This is a genomic window from Psychrosphaera saromensis (genome assembly GCF_002954545.1).
GTDB classification, from domain to species: Bacteria; Pseudomonadota; Gammaproteobacteria; order Enterobacterales; family Alteromonadaceae; genus Psychrosphaera; species Psychrosphaera saromensis.
The window spans coordinates 518628-539113 of record NZ_MSCH01000003.1 but is presented as its reverse complement, the minus strand read 5'-3'; the positions used below and the strand labels follow the sequence as shown (position 1 = coordinate 539113).

The window sequence follows — 20486 nt, the reverse complement described above, 5'->3', positions numbered from 1 at the left end:
GATACTTAAAAGCCAGTTACTTAACTGGCTTTTTTATCTGATTTTTTTGGAGCAACTCTTTGATAGACCTAACTTTATTAGCGATATTTATACCTACCTTCTTCATGGTCAGTATCACCCCAGGCATGTGCATGACATTAGCAATGAGTTTGGGGATGTCTATTGGTGTTAGAAAAACCATGTGGATGATGTGGGGCGAATTACTAGGTGTCGCAGCTGTAGCTATTACCGCGGTAATTGGCGTCTCTGCTGTTATGTTGCAATATCCAATACTGTTCAATGTACTAAAAGCATTAGGTGCACTTTATTTACTGTGGATTGGTATTAATATGTGGCGTTCAAAAGGTAAATTGGCGCTGTCGGATACAGGCTCGGAATCTGCTTTTGTGAGTAAAAGAGCTTTGTTTAATCAAGGTTTTATAACCGCCATTGCTAACCCTAAAGGCTGGGCTTTTATGGTGTCTCTATTGCCACCGTTTATTAATCCTGAGTTGCCAGTCGCCTCTCAGTTGGTGATATTAGTATTGGTTATTGCTTGTTCAGAATTTATTTGCATGACGTTATATGCAACTGGTGGGAAAACCATAGGAAAAGCATTAACCCAGAAAGATAATGTTAAAAAACTAAACAAGATATCTGGGTCGTTAATGATAGCCGTTGCGGTTTGGCTCGCCCTTAGCTAGTTAATGCTGTTTTAACCAATCTACAATTTCCGGGAAATGATCATAGGGTGCATGAGGCGAGGTTAAGATATTGATATGATCATAATCTAATTTATAGCCGCCTTTTTTAGATAAATTACTAAAACGTGCTGCGTTTTTACTACTTTCATTAATAAACAACTTCACATCTTGTGCATGACCTAATGCAAAGTCTTTAATTCCTGTTATGTGCCAAGTGGCTGGCCACTCTATTTTTTGTGCAGCGGCGCTGTAATCAAAATTATCAATTGGATCGATCCAGGTTTTTGACTTAACCCAATTGACACCCTCAATAATAGATTGATGAGTTTCATTATCCGAACCAATCCCATACTTAACGGCGTTAAGGAAACCGGTTCTCTTAGTGATTATTGGACTGAGAAAATTCCAAACTAAGCTGACTTTAAGTACTCTCTCGATATTCCATACAGACACTCGACGTTTTGTGCCAAAACACAACTGAGAACGAACATGGGGTAATAAATCAGGGAATCGTGCTAATGCACTGCCAAATAAAACACCGCCCCAAGAGTGACAAACAACATGCATAGGTTGTTTAGTTAAATCGTATACGTATTCAATAAGAGCTGGAATATCATGAACGATAGTTTCATGTTGGCCAAAATTTGATCCACCATCAATTTTTGGAGTGCTCAATCCTCTACCTCGAAAATCAGCAACATAGACATCATAACCTTGCTCTGCAAGATAACTGGCAAATCCTTTACCTGATTCAGTATAAAAAATTTTACCGTTTTCTATTGCGCCATGAAACATGAGTACAGGAATACCACCTGCAGCTTTATGGATATTGCGGATATGCAAAGAGTGACTATCTTGAGTTAAATAAAGAGATTGTTGAAACATAACACCATCTGGTCTGACATCTGTAATTGAGTTCAGTGTAAGTATTTTACAATACACACACAAGTGTAATCCTGTTATAAAGAATTAATTAAGGGATATTAAATATCAGAATAATTTCTAGCGACTGGTGAAATTATATTATAAATCAGTGTAGAAGCTTTCCATATATAACTCGATAACATTCATGTAATATGTATAATAATTTCAATTACTTAAACTATAGGGACATAAGATGACATTAAAAAAGTCAATCACTGCATTATTTGCTTTAACTTTATCTGCTTCAACTATTGCTGAAACATTAAACCCATCAGAAACTCCAATTCCAGAAAAAAAATCGTTTTTTGACGTTTTATCTGATAAAGAATTAACATTCTCAGCAGGTCACCAGATCAATCAACTTGATTCATCAGGCTTCCTTAATGGTGAGGACTTAGAATTTACTGGAACTTACTTTTCAGCGTCTTTTAAACCGAGTGAAAACTTTAGATTATCAGTTAATTACTTTAAAACTGAGTCAGACTCATTCGGTAACACTTCATTAGAGTCCCTTTACGAGCAAATGTCGGAAAGTGATGGCGAAGAGTTATTGAGTAATTATGGTTTAGATCTAGGTTACAATGGTTATGGTTATACTTATGACACTGATGGCTTTATAGACAGTGTATTCATAAATGGTTACTTCTCAAGTACGTCAATAGAAATGAACGAATTTGAAATAGGTGCTGCTTATGTATTACAGATCAACGATTCATTAAATTATAATATTTATCTAGGTTATATTTCTGGTGAGCTTGTTATCAATGAGGGATTGTCGCTTCAATTGGCCGATGTAAATAATAACTATGAACCTATTCCTGAAGCATTAGAAAATAACATAAATACTAACTCTCCTACAGATGAAGGTACAAATAGCTCTGGAGAGCAGTACATATATCAAGATTACAAATATAGTTTGGGGTACTCATATGTAACATTCCCGACACTCAACCCAAATGCTCACGATGCATCTACTACTATTGATTTCTCAACTTTAGTCATGAAAATAGAGGCTGATTTCTCAGTAACTGATAACTTTAGTCTAATCGCTGGTTTATCATCTGAAACAACGTCAATTGATAATGCTGACGATTCACAAGACCTTGTTTACAACCTTGGTGCATCCTATAGCATATGGAATGGTATAGGTATTGAACTTGGCCATAAAATATATGATGGCCAAAGCAAAACATCAGTTGGTGTTAACTACAGATTTTAGTGGATACTTTTATCATTTAAGGCTGCATTTGCAGCCTTTTTATTGCCCAATATAAACTGCTGGCAACACAAAAAATTGATGAATATATGATTTTTACAGGGGAGTCATTACAAAATTGAGGAATTAAAACGTGTAGTTAACACCAACTGATGTTTTGCTTTGGCCATCATATATTTTATGATTAAACTCAACGCCAACATCTTGCCAAATAGAGTATGAGGCTGCAATGTTATAAACATAACCATCAATGTTCGCATCTATATTACCCACAGTAGTACCTTCCGAAGCTAAACCAGCAAGCAAATGAAAGTTGTCGGTTAATGCAAACTCAGCCTCAAGTTTTACCACAAGAGTTTCGAACTCAATTGTGTTTGATGAACCGTGTGCATTCAGGTTTAACGTTGGGAATGCAATATAGGTATATCCGCATTTTAATTGATAATTTTGATATGAATATGGGGTTCCGCTGCTTAATACCCCTTCTTGAGTTGGGATATTATTTTCAATATGATTTTTTAGGGCAAATGATAGTGCAGAATAATTATCTTTATAATCTAACTCAGCGGAAAGAGCTTCATTAACCGTGATTTCACCAGAAACGTAGCCTAGATAAACGTTATAACTTAACTTTTCAGTTAAATGAGCAACATAAGCAACACCAACGGAAAGTTCATTCATTTCAACAGATTTGGAGACCAGGTGACTATTAGCAAATTCCTGCTCGGTAGCGTGCTGATCATATATTGAGTCAACGCTAGCAACTGGGGAGCCGAAACCAACTGATTCTAATAAGGTAATTGTATCGGTATCTGAAAATGAATTGGACTCGCTGATGAATCTGCTAGCTGCAACTTCATTGTTTCTGACTAACATTAATGAAGTAGAGATAGAAATCCGACTAAAATCTACTTCTTCATCAGCGATTAAATTGGAAGAGAGTACTGTATTTTTTTTATTACCACTTGAGGTAGCTGACTTTGTATCAGTAAAAACATCAAAAGCTGATTCGTCGTTAGACATAGGAACTCCAGTTACAGCAATACTGTTAGCATTAACTGAGGCAGTTAATGCTATAGCACATAGCGCTGTTAGTTGAGTTCTTAAATTCATGTATTACACACTCATAAATATCTGTTTTTCAAATTCAGTGTGTATTTTACAATCAAATTAAAATTATAGAATAGGGGAAGTCCTATACTAATTTTAGGTACAGAGGTTTGGGGGGATTTTGAGCATAAAAAAAGCGGCTAATAGCCGCTTTTTTTATATTAGAGGAATTAACCTCTAATATGACCGTCACCGATAACCACGAATTTTTCAGTAGTTAATGACTCTAATCCCATTGGACCGTAGGCGTGAAGTTTACTGGTTGATATACCAATTTCAGCGCCAAGACCAAGTTCGCCGCCATCACTAAAGCGTGATGATGCATTAACCATAACGACTGCAGAATTGATTTGTCTAATAAACTTATTAGCTAACGAGATATCTTGAGTGATGATCACTTCGGTATGACCAGAACTAAAACGTTGGATGTGCGTTACCGCTTCATCATAAGAGTCTACGATTTTAATCGCAATTTCTAACGCTAAGTATTCAGCATCGTAATCCAAGTCAGTTGCCAGGTCTGCATTTTCAAAATACGGTAATGATTTTTCACATGCATGTACGCGAACTTTATGTTCAGCAAAAGTAGCCGCCACTATAGGTAAAAACTGTTTCGCCACATCTTTATGCACTAATAACGTTTCTAATGAGTTACAAACACCAGGACGTTGGACTTTACCATTAACTAAAATCTTTAATGCTTTCTCTAGGTCGCCAAATTTATCCACATATAAATGACATACACCTTTATAGTGCTGGATAACAGGGATGCGACTGTTTTCAGTAACATATCTAATTAAGTTTTCACCACCACGAGGTATTAATAAATCAACGTCGTCACTTAATGTAAGTAGCTCGTTCATGATTTCACGATCTGGGTCCGGAACCAAAGAAATTGCATTAAGTGGAATATCGAATTGAGCAAGAGCCTGATGAATAGAGTCAGCCAATGCTAAGTTACTTTGTAGTGCTTCTTTACCACCACGTAATATAACGGCATTACCTGCTTTAAAGCATAATGAAGCAGCATCAACGGTTACATTTGGACGTGATTCATAAATCATCGCAATAACACCAAGAGGTATACGTTGCTTAGACATGTTTAAGCCGTTTGGTAAAAGAGACGTCTTAGTTACTAAACCAACTGGGTCTGGTAAAGTGGCAATATATTCAACCGACTTAGCAATAGCGATTATGCGCTCTTCTGTTAATAACAATCTATCTATCATAGATTCTGCAAGGTCATTCTTTTTTGCAGCTTCCATATCTAATTTATTGGCCGCTAAGATTTTTGCGCTATGAGCTTGCAAGTTAGCCGATATGGTCATTAAAACCCGATTTTTGGTCTCGGTAGTAAGTGTTGCCACTACATTTGCAGCTTCTTTTGTTTGCGAAGCCATGTTCTGAATAGAAAAAGTCATTCTTTATTCCTTATCTAACTATTAAATAAAACCAGATCATCTCGATGAATGATCTCCTCTATATGTTTAGAACCGTGCCTAAAACCTAATATGGACACAAATTCTACACTGTCTTTACCTGCAATTAAGTCCAACTCTGTTTTAGAGTATTGGCTTAACCCTCGGGCAATTATTTCATTTTCGTACTCTATATCTATCGCATCACCGCGCACAAAATCACCTTGTGCGGATACGATTCCTTTTGCTAACAGCGAGGCGCCATTGCCCAGCAATGCTGTTTGTGCTCCTTCATCTATAACTAATTTACCTCTAGCGTGCAGAGTGTATTTTAGCCATTGTTTTTTTGCTGAATCTTTACTTTTTACCGCTCTAAACCAAGTGCCGACATGTTGATTGTCGGACAACTCAGAGAATGTATTCTCATTTTTACCATTGACTATAAAAGTATTAATACCGTTATTTGTGGTTTTTTCAGCGGCTTGTAACTTAGTGATCATACCGCCAGTGGCTATTTTATTCTGGGTGTCACCGGCTAAAGCATATATGTCTTTAGTTATCCCATCGACTGACGGTAGCAATTTAGCATCTGGATTGGTTTTTGGATCCGCATCATACAATCCGTCAATATCGCTACAAATGAACAAGATGTCGGCATCAGAAACCAGTGCAACCAAAGCGGCTAAGTTATCATTATCCCCAACTTTTAACTCTTCAGTTGCCACAGTGTCATTTTCATTAATGATAGGGATGACGTTATTTATAAGTAATTCACGCACTGTATTTTTTATATTAACATAACGCCTACGATCTCTCAGGTCTGCGTGAGTAATAAGTAATTGCGCACAGCTAACATCAAAAGAACTAGCATCAAAGCAACGCTGCCAGTTTGCCATCATCTTGGCTTGGCCTACCGCAGCCATCGCCTGTTTTTCAGCAATAGTGACACCTTGACTATGACAGCTTATGTCAGCACGACCTGCCGCAACAGAACCTGACGAAACTAAAATCACTTCTTTACCTAACTCACGCGCATGAAGAATAAACCGAGTTATAGGTAAAATATATTCGTCACTGACTTGTGTGCCATTAGGTGCAATTAATGCACTGCCCACTTTTATTACAGCTCGTTGCCAGCTTGTCCAATCCTGAGTCTTCATTGCTTGAGTGTTCTACAGTGAATAATTTGAGTAAATACGTTAAATTTACTCTAACTGATTCTATGAATTAGATCGATACGCAAATGATATGAGTTAGATATTTATCTTAGGAACTGGCAATTTATTATCCTAGATTTGGTTAAATACTCGCTAATTTAGCAAAAAAACTAATTTAATTGCGTTTTGTCGACTTCTTGCCTTTACCCTGGTTAAAAATGCTGCTAACTTATGTCTCATGTTTGGTGCACTCCTGCACAATACCCGATTAATAACCCCAGAATTCCACATCAAAACAAAGACACTTCTATGTATTTAAGAGAACTAAAAAGTAAGCCTATTAGCGAATTGGTCAATTTAGCTGAGACTATGGGTTTAGAAAATATGGCCCGTCTGCGCAAGCAAGACATAATTTTCTCCATTCTAAAAAGACACGCTAAAGGTGGTGAATCCATCCACGGCGACGGTGTTTTAGAAATACTGCAAGATGGCTTTGGCTTTTTGCGATCAGCTGATTCTTCGTATTTAGCTGGTCCAGATGACATTTATGTTTCACCAAGTCAAATACGTAGATTCAATTTACGTACTGGTGATTCAATAGACGGTGTTATTCGTCCGCCAAAAGATTCAGAACGTTACTTCGCGTTATTGAAAATAGAACAAGTTAATCACGACAAGCCAGAAATCTCCCGTAACAAAATCTTATTTGAAAATTTAACTCCATTACATGCAACCTCTCGTTTTACGATGGAACGTGGTAATGGTTCAACGGAAGATATTACGGCTCGTGTTTTAGATTTAGCATCTCCAATTGGCCGTGGCCAACGTGGTCTTATTGTTGCTCCGCCAAAAGCGGGTAAAACAATGCTAATGCAAAACATTGCAACGTCAATTGCAGCGAATCACCCTGAAGCGATATTAATGGTACTTCTAATCGACGAACGTCCAGAAGAAGTAACAGAAATGCAACGCTTAGTTAAAGGTGAAGTAATAGCTTCAACGTTTGACGAACCAGCTAGCCGTCACGTACAAGTTGCGGAAATGGTTATCGAGAAAGCCAAGCGTTTAGTTGAGCACAAAAAAGATGTTGTTATCTTACTTGACTCAATAACTCGTTTAGCGCGTGCGTATAATACAGTTATACCATCATCAGGTAAGGTACTTACTGGTGGTGTTGATGCTAACGCACTACATAAACCAAAACGTTTCTTTGGTGCCGCTCGTAACGTAGAAGAAGGTGGTAGTTTAACTATTATCGCAACTGCGTTAGTTGATACTGGTTCTAAGATGGACGAAGTAATCTACGAAGAATTTAAAGGTACAGGTAACATGGAACTGCACTTAAATCGTAAGATTGCAGAACGCCGTGTATTCCCAGCTATTGATTTCAATCGTTCTGGTACTCGTCGCGAAGAGTTAATGACATCGAAAGACGAACTACAGAAAATGTGGATCCTTCGTAAAATCATTCATCCAATGCAAGAAGTTGAAGCAATGGAATTCTTAATTGATAAATTAGGAATGACTAAAACCAACGAAGAGTTTTTTGAAGCAATGAAACGCCAAAAAAGCTAAACGCTTAGTTAGGTTAAAATCAGAAACCCCAACTTAGCTTGGGGTTTTTTAATATATGGGTTATATCAATTACATTAATAAACCCAGCGATTAAAGAAGTGTTTAAATGAAATATAAAGACTTAAGAGATTTCATCGACCAGCTTGAACAACAAGGTGAGTTAGTTCGGATCAGTAAAGAAGTGGACACCCACCTTGAAATGACTGAAATTGCCGACCGTACTTTGCGAGGCAAAGGGCCAGCCTTGTTATTTGAAAATCCAAAAGGCTTTGATATTCCAGTATTAGCAAACTTATTTGGTACGCCAAAACGGGTTGCTATGGGAATGGGACAAGATGATGTGTCTGCATTGCGCGGAGTAGGTGAAACCTTAGCTTTTTTAAAAGAGCCCGAGCCGCCTGCTGGACTTAAAGATGCTTTTTCTAAGTTGCCGATATTTAAACAAGTATTAAACTTATCGCCTAAAGAAGTTAAAAAAGCACCTTGTCAGAAGACCATCATTGAAGGTGATGACGTTGATTTAACAAAGTTACCAATTATGCATTGTTGGCCGGGTGATGTTGCGCCTTTAGTTACTTGGGGGTTAACCGTCACTAAAGGACCAAATAAACCTCGCCAAAATTTAGGTATTTATCGCCAGCAATTATTAGCCAAAAATAAATTGATTATGCGTTGGTTATCTCATCGTGGTGGTGCGTTAGATTTTGCTGAATTTAAAAAATCTAACCCCGGTGAAAAATACCCAGTTGCTGTGGCACTTGGTGCTGACCCCGCCACTATTTTAGGTGCAGTAACACCAGTGCCAGATACATTATCAGAATACGGTTTTGCTGGATTATTACGTGGTGATAAAACGGAAGTAGTGAAATGTATTTCAAATGACTTACAAGTTCCAGCCTCTGCTGAGTTTGTACTTGAAGGTTATTTAGATCCAAATGAAAGTGCACCAGAAGGGCCTTATGGCGACCACACCGGTTATTACAATGAAGTAGAAGAGTTTCCAGTATTCACTGTTACTCATATTACTCACAGAAAAGACCCTATTTATCACAGCACTTACACTGGCCGTCCACCAGATGAACCAGCGATTTTGGGCGTGGCATTAAATGAAGTGTTTGTGCCGTTAATCCAAAAACAATACCCAGAAATTGTTGATTTTTACTTACCGCCAGAAGGTTGTTCATACCGTATGGCCGTAGTAACCATTAAAAAACAATATCCAGGCCATGCTAAACGCGTGATGATGGGAGTGTGGTCATTCTTACGCCAGTTTATGTATACTAAATTTGTTATTGTGTGTGATGACGACATTGATGCTCGTAATTGGGAAGATGTTATGTGGGCAATTACTACTCGTATGGACCCTTCTCGTGATACAGTTTTAATCGAAAATACGCCAATCGACTATTTAGATTTTGCCTCTCCAGTTTCTGGATTGGGTTCTAAAATGGGAATGGATGCCACAAATAAATGGCAAGGTGAGACAGATAGAGAATGGGGTGAACCTATTGTCATGACAGAGGAAATCAAAACCCGAGTCGATGACATTTGGGATGAATTAGGCATTCCTCTACCAGAGTCACCTGCTAGTAATATAAGCAAAGGATAACGATGACTAAGATAACGATAAAACCAAGTGGAATAGAGTTCGAAGTCAATGACGGTGAGACTATTCTTGAAGCTGCCGAACGCAATAACATAGGTTTCCCATATCGTTGTCGTCAAGGTGTATGCACATCTTGTGTGTGTAAAACAATTGCTGGCGAAGTGAGTTATGGTGACAGAGATGAAGCATCATTATTAACTGAAGCCGACAATGGACAAAAGTTTACTTACGCTTGTATTGGCTATCCAGTAACGGATATGACGTTACATCATCCGTTCATTAAATAAATCAAAATTTAATTATTGATTTACTTATTTAAGATAAAGAAAGAGAAAATGAAATGCCTCAAACTATTTTAGCCGAAGTTGTATCAATTGAAGCGGCTACCGACTTTGTTAACATTGTTAAGCTTAAGCCCTTAATTCCTGCACCATTTAAAGCTGGTCAGTACTTACAAATTGTATTGTCAGACGAAGATAAACGTATTTTCTCAATTGCTTCAGCACCCAATGCTGAGTTAATTGAATTGCATATAGGCGCAGGACCAGACGATGCTTACCCTCGTGGTGCGCTTGATCATATGTCGGTAAATCGTGAAGTGATACTTGAAGTTGGTTTAGGTGATGCGTTTTTACAGCACGAGTCTACTCGTCCAATTATATTAATGGCTGGCGGCACAGGTTTCTCTTATACCAAATCAATTGCAGATCATTTAGTCCATATTGAGTCGGTAAACCCGGTTATTTTATATTGGGGTGTAAAAGACGAAACGGCTTTATACGCGAAAACGGAAATGGAAACATGGGCAGCAAGCTATCCTAATTTGCAATTTATTCCAGTTGTTGAAAACCCATCAGCCGACTGGCAAGGTAAAACAGGTTTTGTGCATAAAGCGGTCATGGACGATATTGCTAGTTTAGCGGAGTACGATATTTATTTAGCAGGCCCTTTTAAAATGGCCGGTATTGCTAGAGACGATTTTATTAAGCATGGTGCCATTAAAGAGCATCTTTATGCTGATGCGTTTGCCTTTATTTAATTAAATGTGAAATCAGGCTGACGCCAATCAATTATTGAAATAGACTGGCTCTATAATTTATTAAAGAGCCTTTTTTATGTCTGTTGAAATATTACTCGCCAATTACACCAATCCACAACATGCACAAGATTTAGTCACACTGCTAAATGGTTATGCTTTAGATCCTATGGGCGGAGCAGAAGCTTTGTCTGAGCATACTCAACAGAATTTAGTTGCAGCGTTAAATCAAACGCCAAATGCTTTTACTGTTTTATGTTATGTCGGTGGTAAACCTGCCGGGTTGATCAATTGCTTTCAATGCTTCTCTACTTTTAAATGCAAACCTATTATTAATATGCACGACGTAACCGTTGAGGGTGAATTTAGAGGTTTAGGTATTAGCACTAAAATGATGGAGAAAGTCGAGTCGGTCGCTAAAGAACGCGGCGCTTGTAAAATCACCCTAGAAGTTTTGGAGGGTAATAAAGTTGCTCAACATGCATATACTAAATTTGGTTTTTCAGGTTACGAATTAGATCCAGAAATGGGCAAAGCCATATTTTGGGAAAAAGCGATTTAGTAGCAAAATGATTATTTAATACGTAATTGAATATGATCATTAAAAAAAGCTAATCTTAAAGGACGGTCATTGCTGTCCTTTTTATTGGCTTTGTCTTAATGTGTGCTTTTCACAATTTTGAAATATAAGTTAAATATACTGAGATTAGGTATTCTTTATAATTTGAAAACGCATGACATTACCAGTAAACGCTTCAGTATTACACACTTATCCAGAAAACGAATTAAGGTACTTCTCAAAAGAATTGAGTTGGTTATCTTTTAACGAAAGAGTATTACAAGAAGCCGATGATGCGAAAAATCCTATTATTGAACGCATACGTTTCTTAGGTATTTATTCCAGTAACATGGATGAATTTTATCGAGTAAGAGTCGCCAGTGTTCGCCGCAAAGTTCTCATTTATAAAAATAGTGGTCAGCTAGAAAAGGCCGAGCAGTACTCTCAAGTCATGGCCGACATCAATGAAAAAATAGCCCAAATGGCGGTTAAGTTCGACACAATTCATAAACGTGTTTTCAATGTTCTGCGTAAAAATAAAATCCATTTAACGATAAAGTCAGAGTTGAGCGAACATCAATTAGCCTGGCTTAAAGATTTTTTCGACAATAAAGTTCTACGACATATAGCACCAATATTAATCGATAAAAAAGTAAATCTAATGAGTCGACTTAATGACTCTGCTACCTATTTTTATGTTGGTTTATACCGTAATGAAAAGCCAACTCAATATGCCACAATAGAATTACCATCTGATAAAATGCCGCGTTTTATCGTGTTACCGTCAGAAAATAAGGTTAAACAAATACTATTGTTGGACGATGTTTTACAGCTATTTTTAGAAAATATATTTAAAGGTTTTGTTGAGTTCGATTCAATTGACTCCTATTCATTTAAAGTGACTCGCGACTCTGAATATTCTATTGATGAAGGAATTGACGACAGTTATTTGGAAAAAATGTCAGACAGTATGAAGCAAAGATTAATTGCCGAACCTGTACGTGTCATATATGACGGGGCTATGCCGGAAGATATGATCAAAAGCATGAAGAAGAAGTTAAAACATTCCTCATACGACAATCTTGTGGCCGGTGGTCATATAAGGAACTTTAAAGACTTTATTAGCTTCCCAAATATAGGCAGGCGCAGTCTAGAAAACAAAGAAATACCAGCTATTAGTTCAAAGCAATTTACCGATTTTAATACTGTGTTTGACGCTATCGCTCATACTGATGTCTTACTGCATTATCCGTATCATAGGTTTTTACATTTTACTGAATTTGTCCGCCAGGCTGCCTTCGACCCTGAGGTAAAACACATTCGAATTACCATGTACCGTATTGCGAAAAACTCGCGCATCGTGAGCTCACTTATCGATGCTGTTGATAACGGTAAAATGGTCACTGTGGTTATGGAGTTAAGAGCAAGATTTGATGAGCAAGCGAATATAGCCTGGGCTAAAACCATGACCAACGCGGGCGTGAAAGTTATTTTTGGTAACCCATCATTTAAAATTCATACTAAGTTGTGCGTGATCAGTCGTGAAGAACAATCCAAGGTTGTGCATTACGCACATATAGGCACTGGCAACTTTAACGAGAGCACCGCCAAAATCTATACTGACTTAAGTTTATATACTGCGGACCCGGTTATTACCCAAGAAGCGATAAAAGTGTTTGAGCTAATTCAATTACCTTACCGCCAATACAATTTTAAACACTTGATGGTATCCCCAGTAAATTCTAAAGAGCGAATTTTAGGTCTGATAGATAACGAGATTGCTCTGGTAGAACAAGGTCATCATGGCGAAGTTACCTTTAAAGTGAACAATCTAATAGATAGAGATATTATCGACAAACTTTATCAAGCTAGCCAGGCTGGGGTTAAAATTCGAGGCATAGTTCGTGGTATGTGCTCGTTAATGCCAAACATTAAAAACCTAAGTGAAAATATTAAAATCATCAGCATAGTCGACCGCTTTTTGGAGCACAGTCGAGTGATGGTATTTAATAACGGTGGTGAGCCTAGTGTTTATATTTCATCGGCAGATTGGATGCGCCGTAATATGCAAGACAGGATAGAAATTGGTGTTCCAATACTTAATCCCGTATTAGCCCAGCGTATTATTCATATTTTAGAATTACAATTTAAAGACACAATGAAAGCGCGCATCATCGATAAATTACAAAACAATAGCTATGTAAAAAGAGGTAACAAGAAAAAGTTACGCTCGCAACTTGAGATATACCAGTACTTAAAAGGGTTAGAAAAACAGGCGTTGTGATTTTTAGTAGGTAACTGAGTAATAATTTGTCATCTAATACCCATTTAAAGGTATTAGATGACACGAGTGCTTAGTTAGTTACTTAGTTACTTAGTTAAATGTACCGCATGAAAGCGTATATGCTGTTCAATAAATGAAGAGATAAAATAGTAGCTATGATCATAACCTTCATGCAGGGTTAGCTCTAACGGGTAATCATTTACTTTTGCCGCCGCTTCTAATGCTTCTGGCTTTAATTGTTCAACTAGAAAATTATCCGCACCGCCTTGATCTACTTTAGTAGGGACAAAGTTTGTAGCACGTCGCATTAGCTCGCTGGCGTCGTGGTTCTGCCAAGTTGTTTTGTCTTTACCTAAATAGGTGGTAAAAGCCTTCTCACCCCAAGGTGAATTAATTGGATTACAGATAGGGCTAAATGCAGAGATTGAGCAATAACGTTCTGGATTTAACATGCCGATAGTTAATGCACCATGTCCACCCATAGAATGTCCTGAAATTGAACGTTTACTGGTTACCGGAAATAACGACTCAACAAGCTCAGGTAACTCATTCACTACATAATCGTACATTTGATAATGACGATTCCAGGGTGCTTGAGTTGCATTAACATAAAACCCTGCGCCTTGGCCTAAATCATAAGCTTCATCGTTGGTTACGTCTTCACCACGCGGACTAGTATCAGGTGCGACGATAGCCACTCCTAACATAGACGCAATGCGTTGAGCGCCGGCTTTTTGCATAAAGTTTTCGTCGGTGCAGGTTAAGCCTGAAAGCCAATATAAGACTGGGACTTTTTCGCCGTTCGATACTTGTGGTGGTAAATAGATAGCAAATTGCATATTACAATTTAACGTTTTAGATTGGTGGCTGTATTGTTTATGCCAACCACCAAAGCTTTTGTTTGCGCTTATATTTTCAATTGTCATGGTAAAACCTCGAAACGTTCCCTTATCAACGATTGTTAAAAAGGGAACTGGATATTAATTAATGTAGACAAACGTTATTAGCAAAGGCCTATTTAGCAAAGTGAATAACTGAACGAATACTTTTGCCTTCATGCATAAGCTCAAATGCTTCATTAATATCTTCAAGTCCCATAGTGTGGGTAATAAAGTCGCTTAATTTAAATTCACCAGCCATGTAACGTTCTACATATTCAGGCAATTCAGTACGTCCTTTAACGCCACCAAATGCAGAACCACGCCATACACGGCCAGTTACTAATTGGAATGGACGGGTTGATATTTCTTGTCCTGCACCAGCAACACCAATAATAACCGACTCACCCCAACCTTTATGACAACACTCTAAAGCTGAACGCATTAGATCAACGTTACCAATACACTCGAAAGAATAATCAACGCCGCCATCGGTTAATTCAACAATCACATCTTGAATTGGTTTGTCATGATCTTTTGGATTAATAAAGTCAGTCGCACCCAGTTTTTTAGCTAGGTCGAATTTACTTTCGTTAATATCAATGGCAATAATGCGACTTGCTTTGGCCATTGTTGCGCCAATCACAGCCGATAAACCAATACCGCCAAGACCAAAGATAGCAACGGTTGCGCCTTCTTCGACTTTAGCTGTGTTCATAACCGCACCAATACCTGTTGTGACACCACAACCAAGTAAACATACTTCTTCAAGTGCCGCTTCTTTATTAACTTTAGCCAAGGAAATATCAGGCATTACTGTGTATTCAGAAAACGTAGAGCAGCCCATGTAATGGAAGATAGGTTGACCGTCTTTATAAAAACGAGTTGTGCCATCAGGCATTAAGCCTTTACCTTGAGTTTCACGAATTTTCTGGCATAAGTTAGTTTTACCTGACTTACAAAATTTACATTCGCCACACTCTGGTGTGTAAAGTGGAATAACATGATCGCCCACTTTAACGCTAGTAACGCCTTCGCCAACTTGCTCAACAATACCGCCACCTTCGTGACCTAAAATAACAGGAAATATTCCTTCAGGATCTTCACCCGACAAAGTGAACGCGTCGGTATGACAAACGCCAGATGCAATAACTTTAACGAGTACTTCACCTTTACGTGGCAACATAACATCCACTTCTTCAATAGATAATGGTTGGTTAGGTCCCCAAGCAATTGCTGCTTTTGACTTAATAAATTGATCTGACATAAATATTCTCACTATTAATGGTTCGGTATTTTATATATCTCATTATATTTGTTTCTTGTATGATGATAATACATAGATTTTGCAAATCACTTTTACACATAGGTAATAGTGTGCGGTAGGAGTAATAATATGCAGTGGGAAGGAATTAGTGAATTTGTTAATGTTGCGGAAAACGAGAGCTTTACATTAGCAGCAAAAAAAATGCAGATTTCCACCGCTCAAGTTAGCCGACAGGTAAGTGCTTTAGAAAAGCGTCTAAATATAAAATTGTTTTACCGCACCACGCGTAAAGTGTCGTTAACCGATGAAGGACGTGTGTTTTATCATCACTGCCGCAGCGTACTCGACGGCTTAGTTGCCGCTGAACGTGCTGTTACTAATTTACAGTCAAAACCTCAGGGCAAAATAAAACTTACCGCTCCCGTTACCTATGGCGAAAAACAAATACTTCCTCTACTTAATAACTTTATGAAGCAATATGCCGATGTGGAAGTAACCGCTTACTTAAGTAATCTTAAAATAGACTTAGTCGAAGAAGGTTACGACTTGGCTATTCGGTTAGGTAAGTTAAGTGACTCCTCAATGATGGCAAAAAAACTAGCGGAGCGAACCAATTACGTTTGCGCGTCTCCTGCTTACTTAAATACCTACGGTACGGCACACTCAATTGCCGAGCTTAATAAACATAGTTGTTTGTTGGGCACATTAGACTATTGGCATTTCAAAGAAGCTGGTAAAGAGAAAAACGTTAGAGTTACTGGAAAGCTACGCTATAACAGTGGTTATGGACTTACCGACGCGGCATTAAAGGGGTTAGGCATAGTGCAATTGCCGGACTATTATGTTGAACAACATATAAGAAGTGGCAAATTGGTGAGCTTATTAGATAATTACCGCGCCAATGATGAAGGTATTTGGGCGGTCTACCCACAAAACCGCCATTTATCGCCAAAAATAAGATTGTTAGTGGATTATCTGGCTGAGCACTTGGTTTAATTGGGATGGCATTGAATTAACTCTGAAGAAAGCTGATTTATTGAGATGAGTGTTTTAGTCTATTCTCGTCTTATTAGTGTCAGCTACCTAATCTGCTTTTTATCCTGTCATGATTTAGACATTATTTTGTAACATGCCTGTCACCTTAGTCGAATACGCTCACATCACTTTTATATGCCTTGATGGTGATCTGTGATTTCAGTTGAAAGCATAGTTGCAAAGCAGCTACCTAAAATAGATTCAAGCAATCCTCTTATTAAATCGTCTGCGGTACGTTTACTTAAGTATTTGTTTCACGAATCAGAAATGAAAGACTTTGCAAAAAACTACCCAGATTTACAAGGGATCGACTTTGTTGAAAAAGTACTAGATTACTTTGAGTTTGACTACCTGATTAACGACAGAGAAAAAACCAACCTGCCATATACAGGTTCAGTGGTTGCCATCGCCAATCATCCAATTGGCAGCTTAGATGGTCTTGCCTTATTAAAGCTATGTACCGACATTCGTACAGACGTAAAAATAGTAGCCAATGAGCTGCTTTGGTCAATTAAACCTTTGCGTCCGTTATTATTGCCTGTGAATAATATGGCGGGTAACACTGCCAAATCTAATATGAAAGCCATTGAGCAACATATTGCATCTGGCGGTGCCTTATTAATATTCCCAGCAGGAGAAGTATCTCGTTTAGGCGTAAAAGGCGTTAAAGACGGTAAATGGAAAAATGGTTTCTTAAACTTCGCTAAACAAGCGAAAGCGCCGATTGTTCCTATCCATATTGACGGTAAAAATTCACTATTTTTTTATGCGCTATCTTTATTGGCTAAACCGCTTTCGACCCTGTGGTTAATTGATGAAATGTTCAAACAACGTAATCAAGATATTCGTATTCGAATTGGCCCAGCCATTGAATACAAAACTTATAACGAACTGAAAATTGATAGAAAAAATCTTAGGCAATTATTTAAAAAACAAGTGTATTCGTTAGCCAAGAAAAAATATCAAACTGAATTTAAACCGCTGGTGGAAAGTGTTGCTCATCCTGAAAACAAAAAAATACTGACCAAAGAATTAAAAGAATGTGAGTTGCTAGGACAAACCAACGATGGCAAACGAATTTACTGTTATCAACACAACAGTGACTCAGCAATTATGCGCGAGATTGGCCGTTTACGAGAGTTTACTTTTAGAAAGGTTGGCGAAGGTAGCGGGCACAAAAGAGACTTAGATAAGTTCGACAATTACTACGACCATATAGTGGTGTGGGACAACGAACAATACGAATTAGTTGGCGCTTATCGTATGGTGCCTATTGCTCGTATGAGACAAAATACTGGACTAAACAAACTGTACAGCGAGACACTGTTTGACTTAACTGAGTTAAATTACGATGTTCAACGCTATGGACTAGAACTTGGCCGCAGCTTTATTCAGCCAGAATATTGGGGTAAACGCGGTTTAGATTATTTATGGCAAGGCATTGGTGCTTACCTTAGACAGCATCCCGAAATCAAATATCTAGTTGGCTCTGTCACTATGAGTAATGATTTAAGCCAAGACGCTAAAGCCTGTTTAGTGCGGTTTTACCAAACTTATTTTGGCGATAAATCACAGTCGGTTACCGCAAGTCGCCCTTTTGAAATGGCAGAAACTGACGGTATTCACTTTACTGGTGACGATTATGAAAATGAGTTCAAACAGCTAAAAGCTGAACTTAAGAAATATAATGCACTTGTGCCTACTCTGTATAAACAGTATTCAGAATTATGTGAGCCAGGCGGTACTGTATTCACCGCATTCAATGTTGATCCAGATTTTTGCGATTGCATTGACGGATTTATGATCACTGAAATTAGTAAATTTAAAGATGCAAAAAGGCAACGTTATTTGGAACAAAGAGCTTAAACGCGCAAAGGGCGGAAGCTTTTTTCCAAGACTAAAAATAATTTGCGGCAGCTTAGGCTAGACGGTGATAAAGTTAGCGCAATAAATATTAAGTAACCCTTAAAATCAACGCTAGACTTAAATCATACTCAGGCACCGTTAGAGGTTAATACAAACTTGCAAGCCAACTTGATCACCAAAACGTTAGATAGCATTGAAAGTGCAAACTCAACCAAAATAGCAGTGCTGGATATCGGCTCCAATAGCTTTCATTTAGTGGTGGCTAGAGTTATCTCTAATACGGTGCAAATTTTACATAAAACTAAAATTAAAGTGCATTTGGCCGATGGTTTATCCAAAGATCATCACCTGTCGCAAGACGCAATTAACCGTGGTCTGGAAGCGTTAGAGATCATTCAGCATAGCCTAGACGGGTTTGAACCCGAAACTGTGCGTATTGTGGCAACGTATACTCTTAGAAAAGCCAAGAATGCCTTAGCTTTTATTAAAGCTGCAAAAAAAATATTACCTTACCCAATAGAGATTATTTCCGGACAAGAAGAAGCACGACTTATTTACAATGGTGTGGCGCATACGGAAACCTTAGAAGGTAAAACGTTAGTTGTTGATATTGGTGGTGGTTCAACCGAATTTTCCCTAGGGCAGCAGTTTGAACCTATCTTATTACGCAGTATCGACATTGGCTGCGTCAGCTTTCAACAGATGTTTTTTAATCAAGGCAAGGTTAAACGTAAAATGGTTAATAAAGCCATTGTGTATGCTCAACAGCAGTTAGCTCTTATTGAAAACAAATATATCAAACAAGGCTGGCAACAGTGCATTGGGACCTCTGGTACCATTGAAAGTATAGTGGCGATTGTTAATAAAAACGCAATTGGTAACAAGGACTCAAATGCCAATAAAGGCTCTAATGATGGAACTTTGTCATTAATTCAGCTGGAAACATTAATGGAAAAGCTAATAGCCACTGAAGATATGGAACTATTAGAATTAGGTGATGTTAACGAGGACAGAAGACAATTAATTCCTGCGGGGTTAGCTATTCTTATTGCCATTTTTAAACAATTTGAAATTGATAAAATGTCATTTGCTCAAGCGGCATTACGTGAGGGGGTTATTTATGAGATGGAAGACTCGCTTACACATACCAACGTGCAAGAGCGCTCGGTACAAAGTTTAGCAAGCCGATACGATATCGACACCATTCAAGCTAACTTGGTACTTAATACTGCATTTAAATTATTCAAACACGTTAAAAAAGATTGGCAGTTAAAAAGCAGTGGTTTAAAGCAATTATTAGGTTGGTCTGCGTTATTACACGAGATTGGTTTGCATGTCAGTTCAACAGGAGTACATAAACATTCCCATTACATATTAAGTAACTCCGACTTGCCGGGCTTTAATGCGGAAGAACAACAGTTTTTGGCAATGCTCACGCGCTTTCATCGTAAAAGAATCCGCTTAGAAGAGGTTCCAATATTTAGCCAGTTTAGCGCTAAAGATGTCTTACATTGCATTATTTTATTGCGCTTAAGCGTGTTGTTAAATATTAAGCGCCAACAAGACTTCCTACCTGAATTTACAACAAGCGTGTCGGATAATGAAATATCGCTACAGTTTCCAGAGAACTGGTTATCTGTGCGCCCAATCATCGAAATTAACTTAGCCGCAGAGCAAGAAAAACTCGCCCGAATCGGGATTGAGCTTAATTTTTTGTGATTCAATTATAGGTAATTATTTGTCCCGCAAGTGTTGTATATCATTTAAGGTTTACTACTTCGGTCATGAATTAATACTATTTTTGTAGAAAACGTTGTAAATTCCAACCTCGGTTCTATTTAGTCCAGTTTATCTCTATTGATTTTGTTTCAT

The 20486-nt window shown here is 38.0% G+C and carries 17 protein-coding genes; 11 read left to right on the top strand and 6 right to left on the bottom strand.

What is annotated here, in order from left to right:
* Positions 1 to 59: 59 nt before the first annotated feature.
* The gene (locus BTO11_RS02445) at positions 60 to 683 is read left to right on the top strand and encodes a LysE family translocator (RefSeq protein WP_105051091.1); all 624 of its coding nucleotides are present in this window, start codon (positions 60 to 62) and stop codon (positions 681 to 683) included.
* Here BTO11_RS02445 and BTO11_RS02440 read toward each other — a convergent pair whose 3' ends face one another.
* Entirely contained in the window at positions 684 to 1568 is an 885-nt protein-coding gene (locus BTO11_RS02440; protein ID WP_105053636.1) for an alpha/beta fold hydrolase, read from the bottom strand.
* 232 nt (positions 1569 to 1800) lie between these two features.
* Between BTO11_RS02440 and BTO11_RS02435 the strand changes: the two genes are divergently transcribed.
* The gene (locus tag BTO11_RS02435) at positions 1801 to 2826 is read left to right on the top strand and encodes a TonB-dependent receptor (protein WP_105051090.1); all 1026 of its coding nucleotides are present in this window, start codon (positions 1801 to 1803) and stop codon (positions 2824 to 2826) included.
* A gap of 123 nt (positions 2827 to 2949) precedes the next feature.
* On the opposite strand, the gene BTO11_RS02430 is transcribed toward BTO11_RS02435, so the two are convergent.
* The 3 genes from BTO11_RS02430 to proB form a co-directional block, all read right to left on the bottom strand.
* Positions 2950 to 3846 (bottom strand): hypothetical protein, encoded by an 897-nt coding sequence (locus BTO11_RS02430; RefSeq protein ID WP_181135821.1) that lies wholly within the window; start codon positions 3844 to 3846, stop codon positions 2950 to 2952.
* 257 nt (positions 3847 to 4103) lie between these two features.
* Entirely contained in the window at positions 4104 to 5354 is a 1251-nt protein-coding gene (locus tag BTO11_RS02425) for a glutamate-5-semialdehyde dehydrogenase (protein WP_105051088.1), read from the bottom strand.
* Between the two features lie 14 nt (positions 5355 to 5368).
* Positions 5369 to 6511 (bottom strand): glutamate 5-kinase, encoded by a 1143-nt coding sequence (gene proB, locus BTO11_RS02420; RefSeq protein ID WP_105051087.1) that lies wholly within the window; start codon positions 6509 to 6511, stop codon positions 5369 to 5371.
* Positions 6512 to 6817: 306 nt separating this feature from the next.
* Here proB and rho point away from each other — a divergent pair, with 306 nt between their 5' ends.
* From rho to ppk1, 6 genes are all read left to right on the top strand, one after another.
* Positions 6818 to 8083, top strand: coding sequence for a transcription termination factor Rho (gene rho / locus BTO11_RS02415; RefSeq protein ID WP_105051086.1), 1266 nt, complete (start codon positions 6818 to 6820; stop codon positions 8081 to 8083).
* A 106-nt stretch (positions 8084 to 8189) separates the two neighbouring features.
* The gene (ubiD, locus tag BTO11_RS02410; RefSeq protein ID WP_105051085.1) at positions 8190 to 9692 is read left to right on the top strand and encodes a 4-hydroxy-3-polyprenylbenzoate decarboxylase; all 1503 of its coding nucleotides are present in this window, start codon (positions 8190 to 8192) and stop codon (positions 9690 to 9692) included.
* Positions 9693 to 9694: 2 nt separating this feature from the next.
* Positions 9695 to 9976 carry a 2Fe-2S iron-sulfur cluster-binding protein gene (locus tag BTO11_RS02405; RefSeq protein WP_105051084.1) on the top strand — a complete coding sequence of 94 codons (282 nt, stop codon included), beginning with the start codon at positions 9695 to 9697 and terminating at the stop codon, positions 9974 to 9976.
* Between the two features lie 53 nt (positions 9977 to 10029).
* Positions 10030 to 10728 carry an NAD(P)H-flavin reductase gene (gene fre, locus BTO11_RS02400; RefSeq protein WP_105051083.1) on the top strand — a complete coding sequence of 233 codons (699 nt, stop codon included), beginning with the start codon at positions 10030 to 10032 and terminating at the stop codon, positions 10726 to 10728.
* Positions 10729 to 10804: 76 nt separating this feature from the next.
* Positions 10805 to 11287: a GNAT family N-acetyltransferase gene (locus BTO11_RS02395; RefSeq protein ID WP_105051082.1), complete on the top strand. Its 483-nt coding sequence runs from the start codon at positions 10805 to 10807 to the stop codon at positions 11285 to 11287.
* Between the two features lie 172 nt (positions 11288 to 11459).
* On the top strand, positions 11460 to 13568 hold the full coding sequence (gene ppk1 / locus BTO11_RS02390) for a polyphosphate kinase 1 (RefSeq protein WP_105051081.1): 2109 nt from the start codon (positions 11460 to 11462) through the stop codon (positions 13566 to 13568).
* Between the two features lie 86 nt (positions 13569 to 13654).
* Here ppk1 and fghA read toward each other — a convergent pair whose 3' ends face one another.
* Both fghA and BTO11_RS02380 read right to left on the bottom strand, forming a co-directional pair.
* On the bottom strand, positions 13655 to 14494 hold the full coding sequence (gene fghA / locus BTO11_RS02385) for an S-formylglutathione hydrolase (RefSeq protein WP_105051080.1): 840 nt from the start codon (positions 14492 to 14494) through the stop codon (positions 13655 to 13657).
* An 88-nt stretch (positions 14495 to 14582) separates the two neighbouring features.
* Positions 14583 to 15713: an S-(hydroxymethyl)glutathione dehydrogenase/class III alcohol dehydrogenase gene (locus BTO11_RS02380; RefSeq protein WP_105051079.1), complete on the bottom strand. Its 1131-nt coding sequence runs from the start codon at positions 15711 to 15713 to the stop codon at positions 14583 to 14585.
* Between the two features lie 129 nt (positions 15714 to 15842).
* Here BTO11_RS02380 and BTO11_RS02375 point away from each other — a divergent pair, with 129 nt between their 5' ends.
* From BTO11_RS02375 to ppx, 3 genes are all read left to right on the top strand, one after another.
* Positions 15843 to 16709, top strand: a complete 867-nt coding sequence (locus BTO11_RS02375) for a LysR family transcriptional regulator (protein WP_105051078.1) — start codon at positions 15843 to 15845, stop codon at positions 16707 to 16709.
* Between the two features lie 192 nt (positions 16710 to 16901).
* A complete protein-coding gene (olsF, locus tag BTO11_RS02370) occupies positions 16902 to 18614 on the top strand; it encodes a bifunctional ornithine lipid synthase OlsF (protein ID WP_105051077.1) in 1713 nt (570 codons plus the stop codon).
* Positions 18615 to 18770: 156 nt separating this feature from the next.
* Positions 18771 to 20333 carry an exopolyphosphatase gene (gene ppx, locus BTO11_RS02365; protein WP_229793363.1) on the top strand — a complete coding sequence of 521 codons (1563 nt, stop codon included), beginning with the start codon at positions 18771 to 18773 and terminating at the stop codon, positions 20331 to 20333.
* Positions 20334 to 20486 lie beyond the last annotated feature (153 nt).

Coding starts and splice junctions, on each gene's coding strand:
- rho (WP_105051086.1), top strand. CDS start 6,818: ATGTATTTAAGAGAACTAAAAAGTAAGCCTATTAGCGAATTGGTCAAT.
- ubiD (WP_105051085.1), top strand. CDS start 8,190: ATGAAATATAAAGACTTAAGAGATTTCATCGACCAGCTTGAACAACAA.
- proB (WP_105051087.1), bottom strand. CDS start 6,511: ATGAAGACTCAGGATTGGACAAGCTGGCAACGAGCTGTAATAAAAGTG.
- BTO11_RS02395 (WP_105051082.1), top strand. CDS start 10,805: ATGTCTGTTGAAATATTACTCGCCAATTACACCAATCCACAACATGCA.
- ppk1 (WP_105051081.1), top strand. CDS start 11,460: ATGACATTACCAGTAAACGCTTCAGTATTACACACTTATCCAGAAAAC.
- BTO11_RS02430 (WP_181135821.1), bottom strand. CDS start 3,846: ATGTCTAACGACGAATCAGCTTTTGATGTTTTTACTGATACAAAGTCA.
- BTO11_RS02435 (WP_105051090.1), top strand. CDS start 1,801: ATGACATTAAAAAAGTCAATCACTGCATTATTTGCTTTAACTTTATCT.
- BTO11_RS02380 (WP_105051079.1), bottom strand. CDS start 15,713: ATGTCAGATCAATTTATTAAGTCAAAAGCAGCAATTGCTTGGGGACCT.
- BTO11_RS02405 (WP_105051084.1), top strand. CDS start 9,695: ATGACTAAGATAACGATAAAACCAAGTGGAATAGAGTTCGAAGTCAAT.
- fre (WP_105051083.1), top strand. CDS start 10,030: ATGCCTCAAACTATTTTAGCCGAAGTTGTATCAATTGAAGCGGCTACC.
- BTO11_RS02440 (WP_105053636.1), bottom strand. CDS start 1,568: ATGTTTCAACAATCTCTTTATTTAACTCAAGATAGTCACTCTTTGCAT.
- fghA (WP_105051080.1), bottom strand. CDS start 14,494: ATGACAATTGAAAATATAAGCGCAAACAAAAGCTTTGGTGGTTGGCAT.
- BTO11_RS02375 (WP_105051078.1), top strand. CDS start 15,843: ATGCAGTGGGAAGGAATTAGTGAATTTGTTAATGTTGCGGAAAACGAG.
- BTO11_RS02425 (WP_105051088.1), bottom strand. CDS start 5,354: ATGACTTTTTCTATTCAGAACATGGCTTCGCAAACAAAAGAAGCTGCA.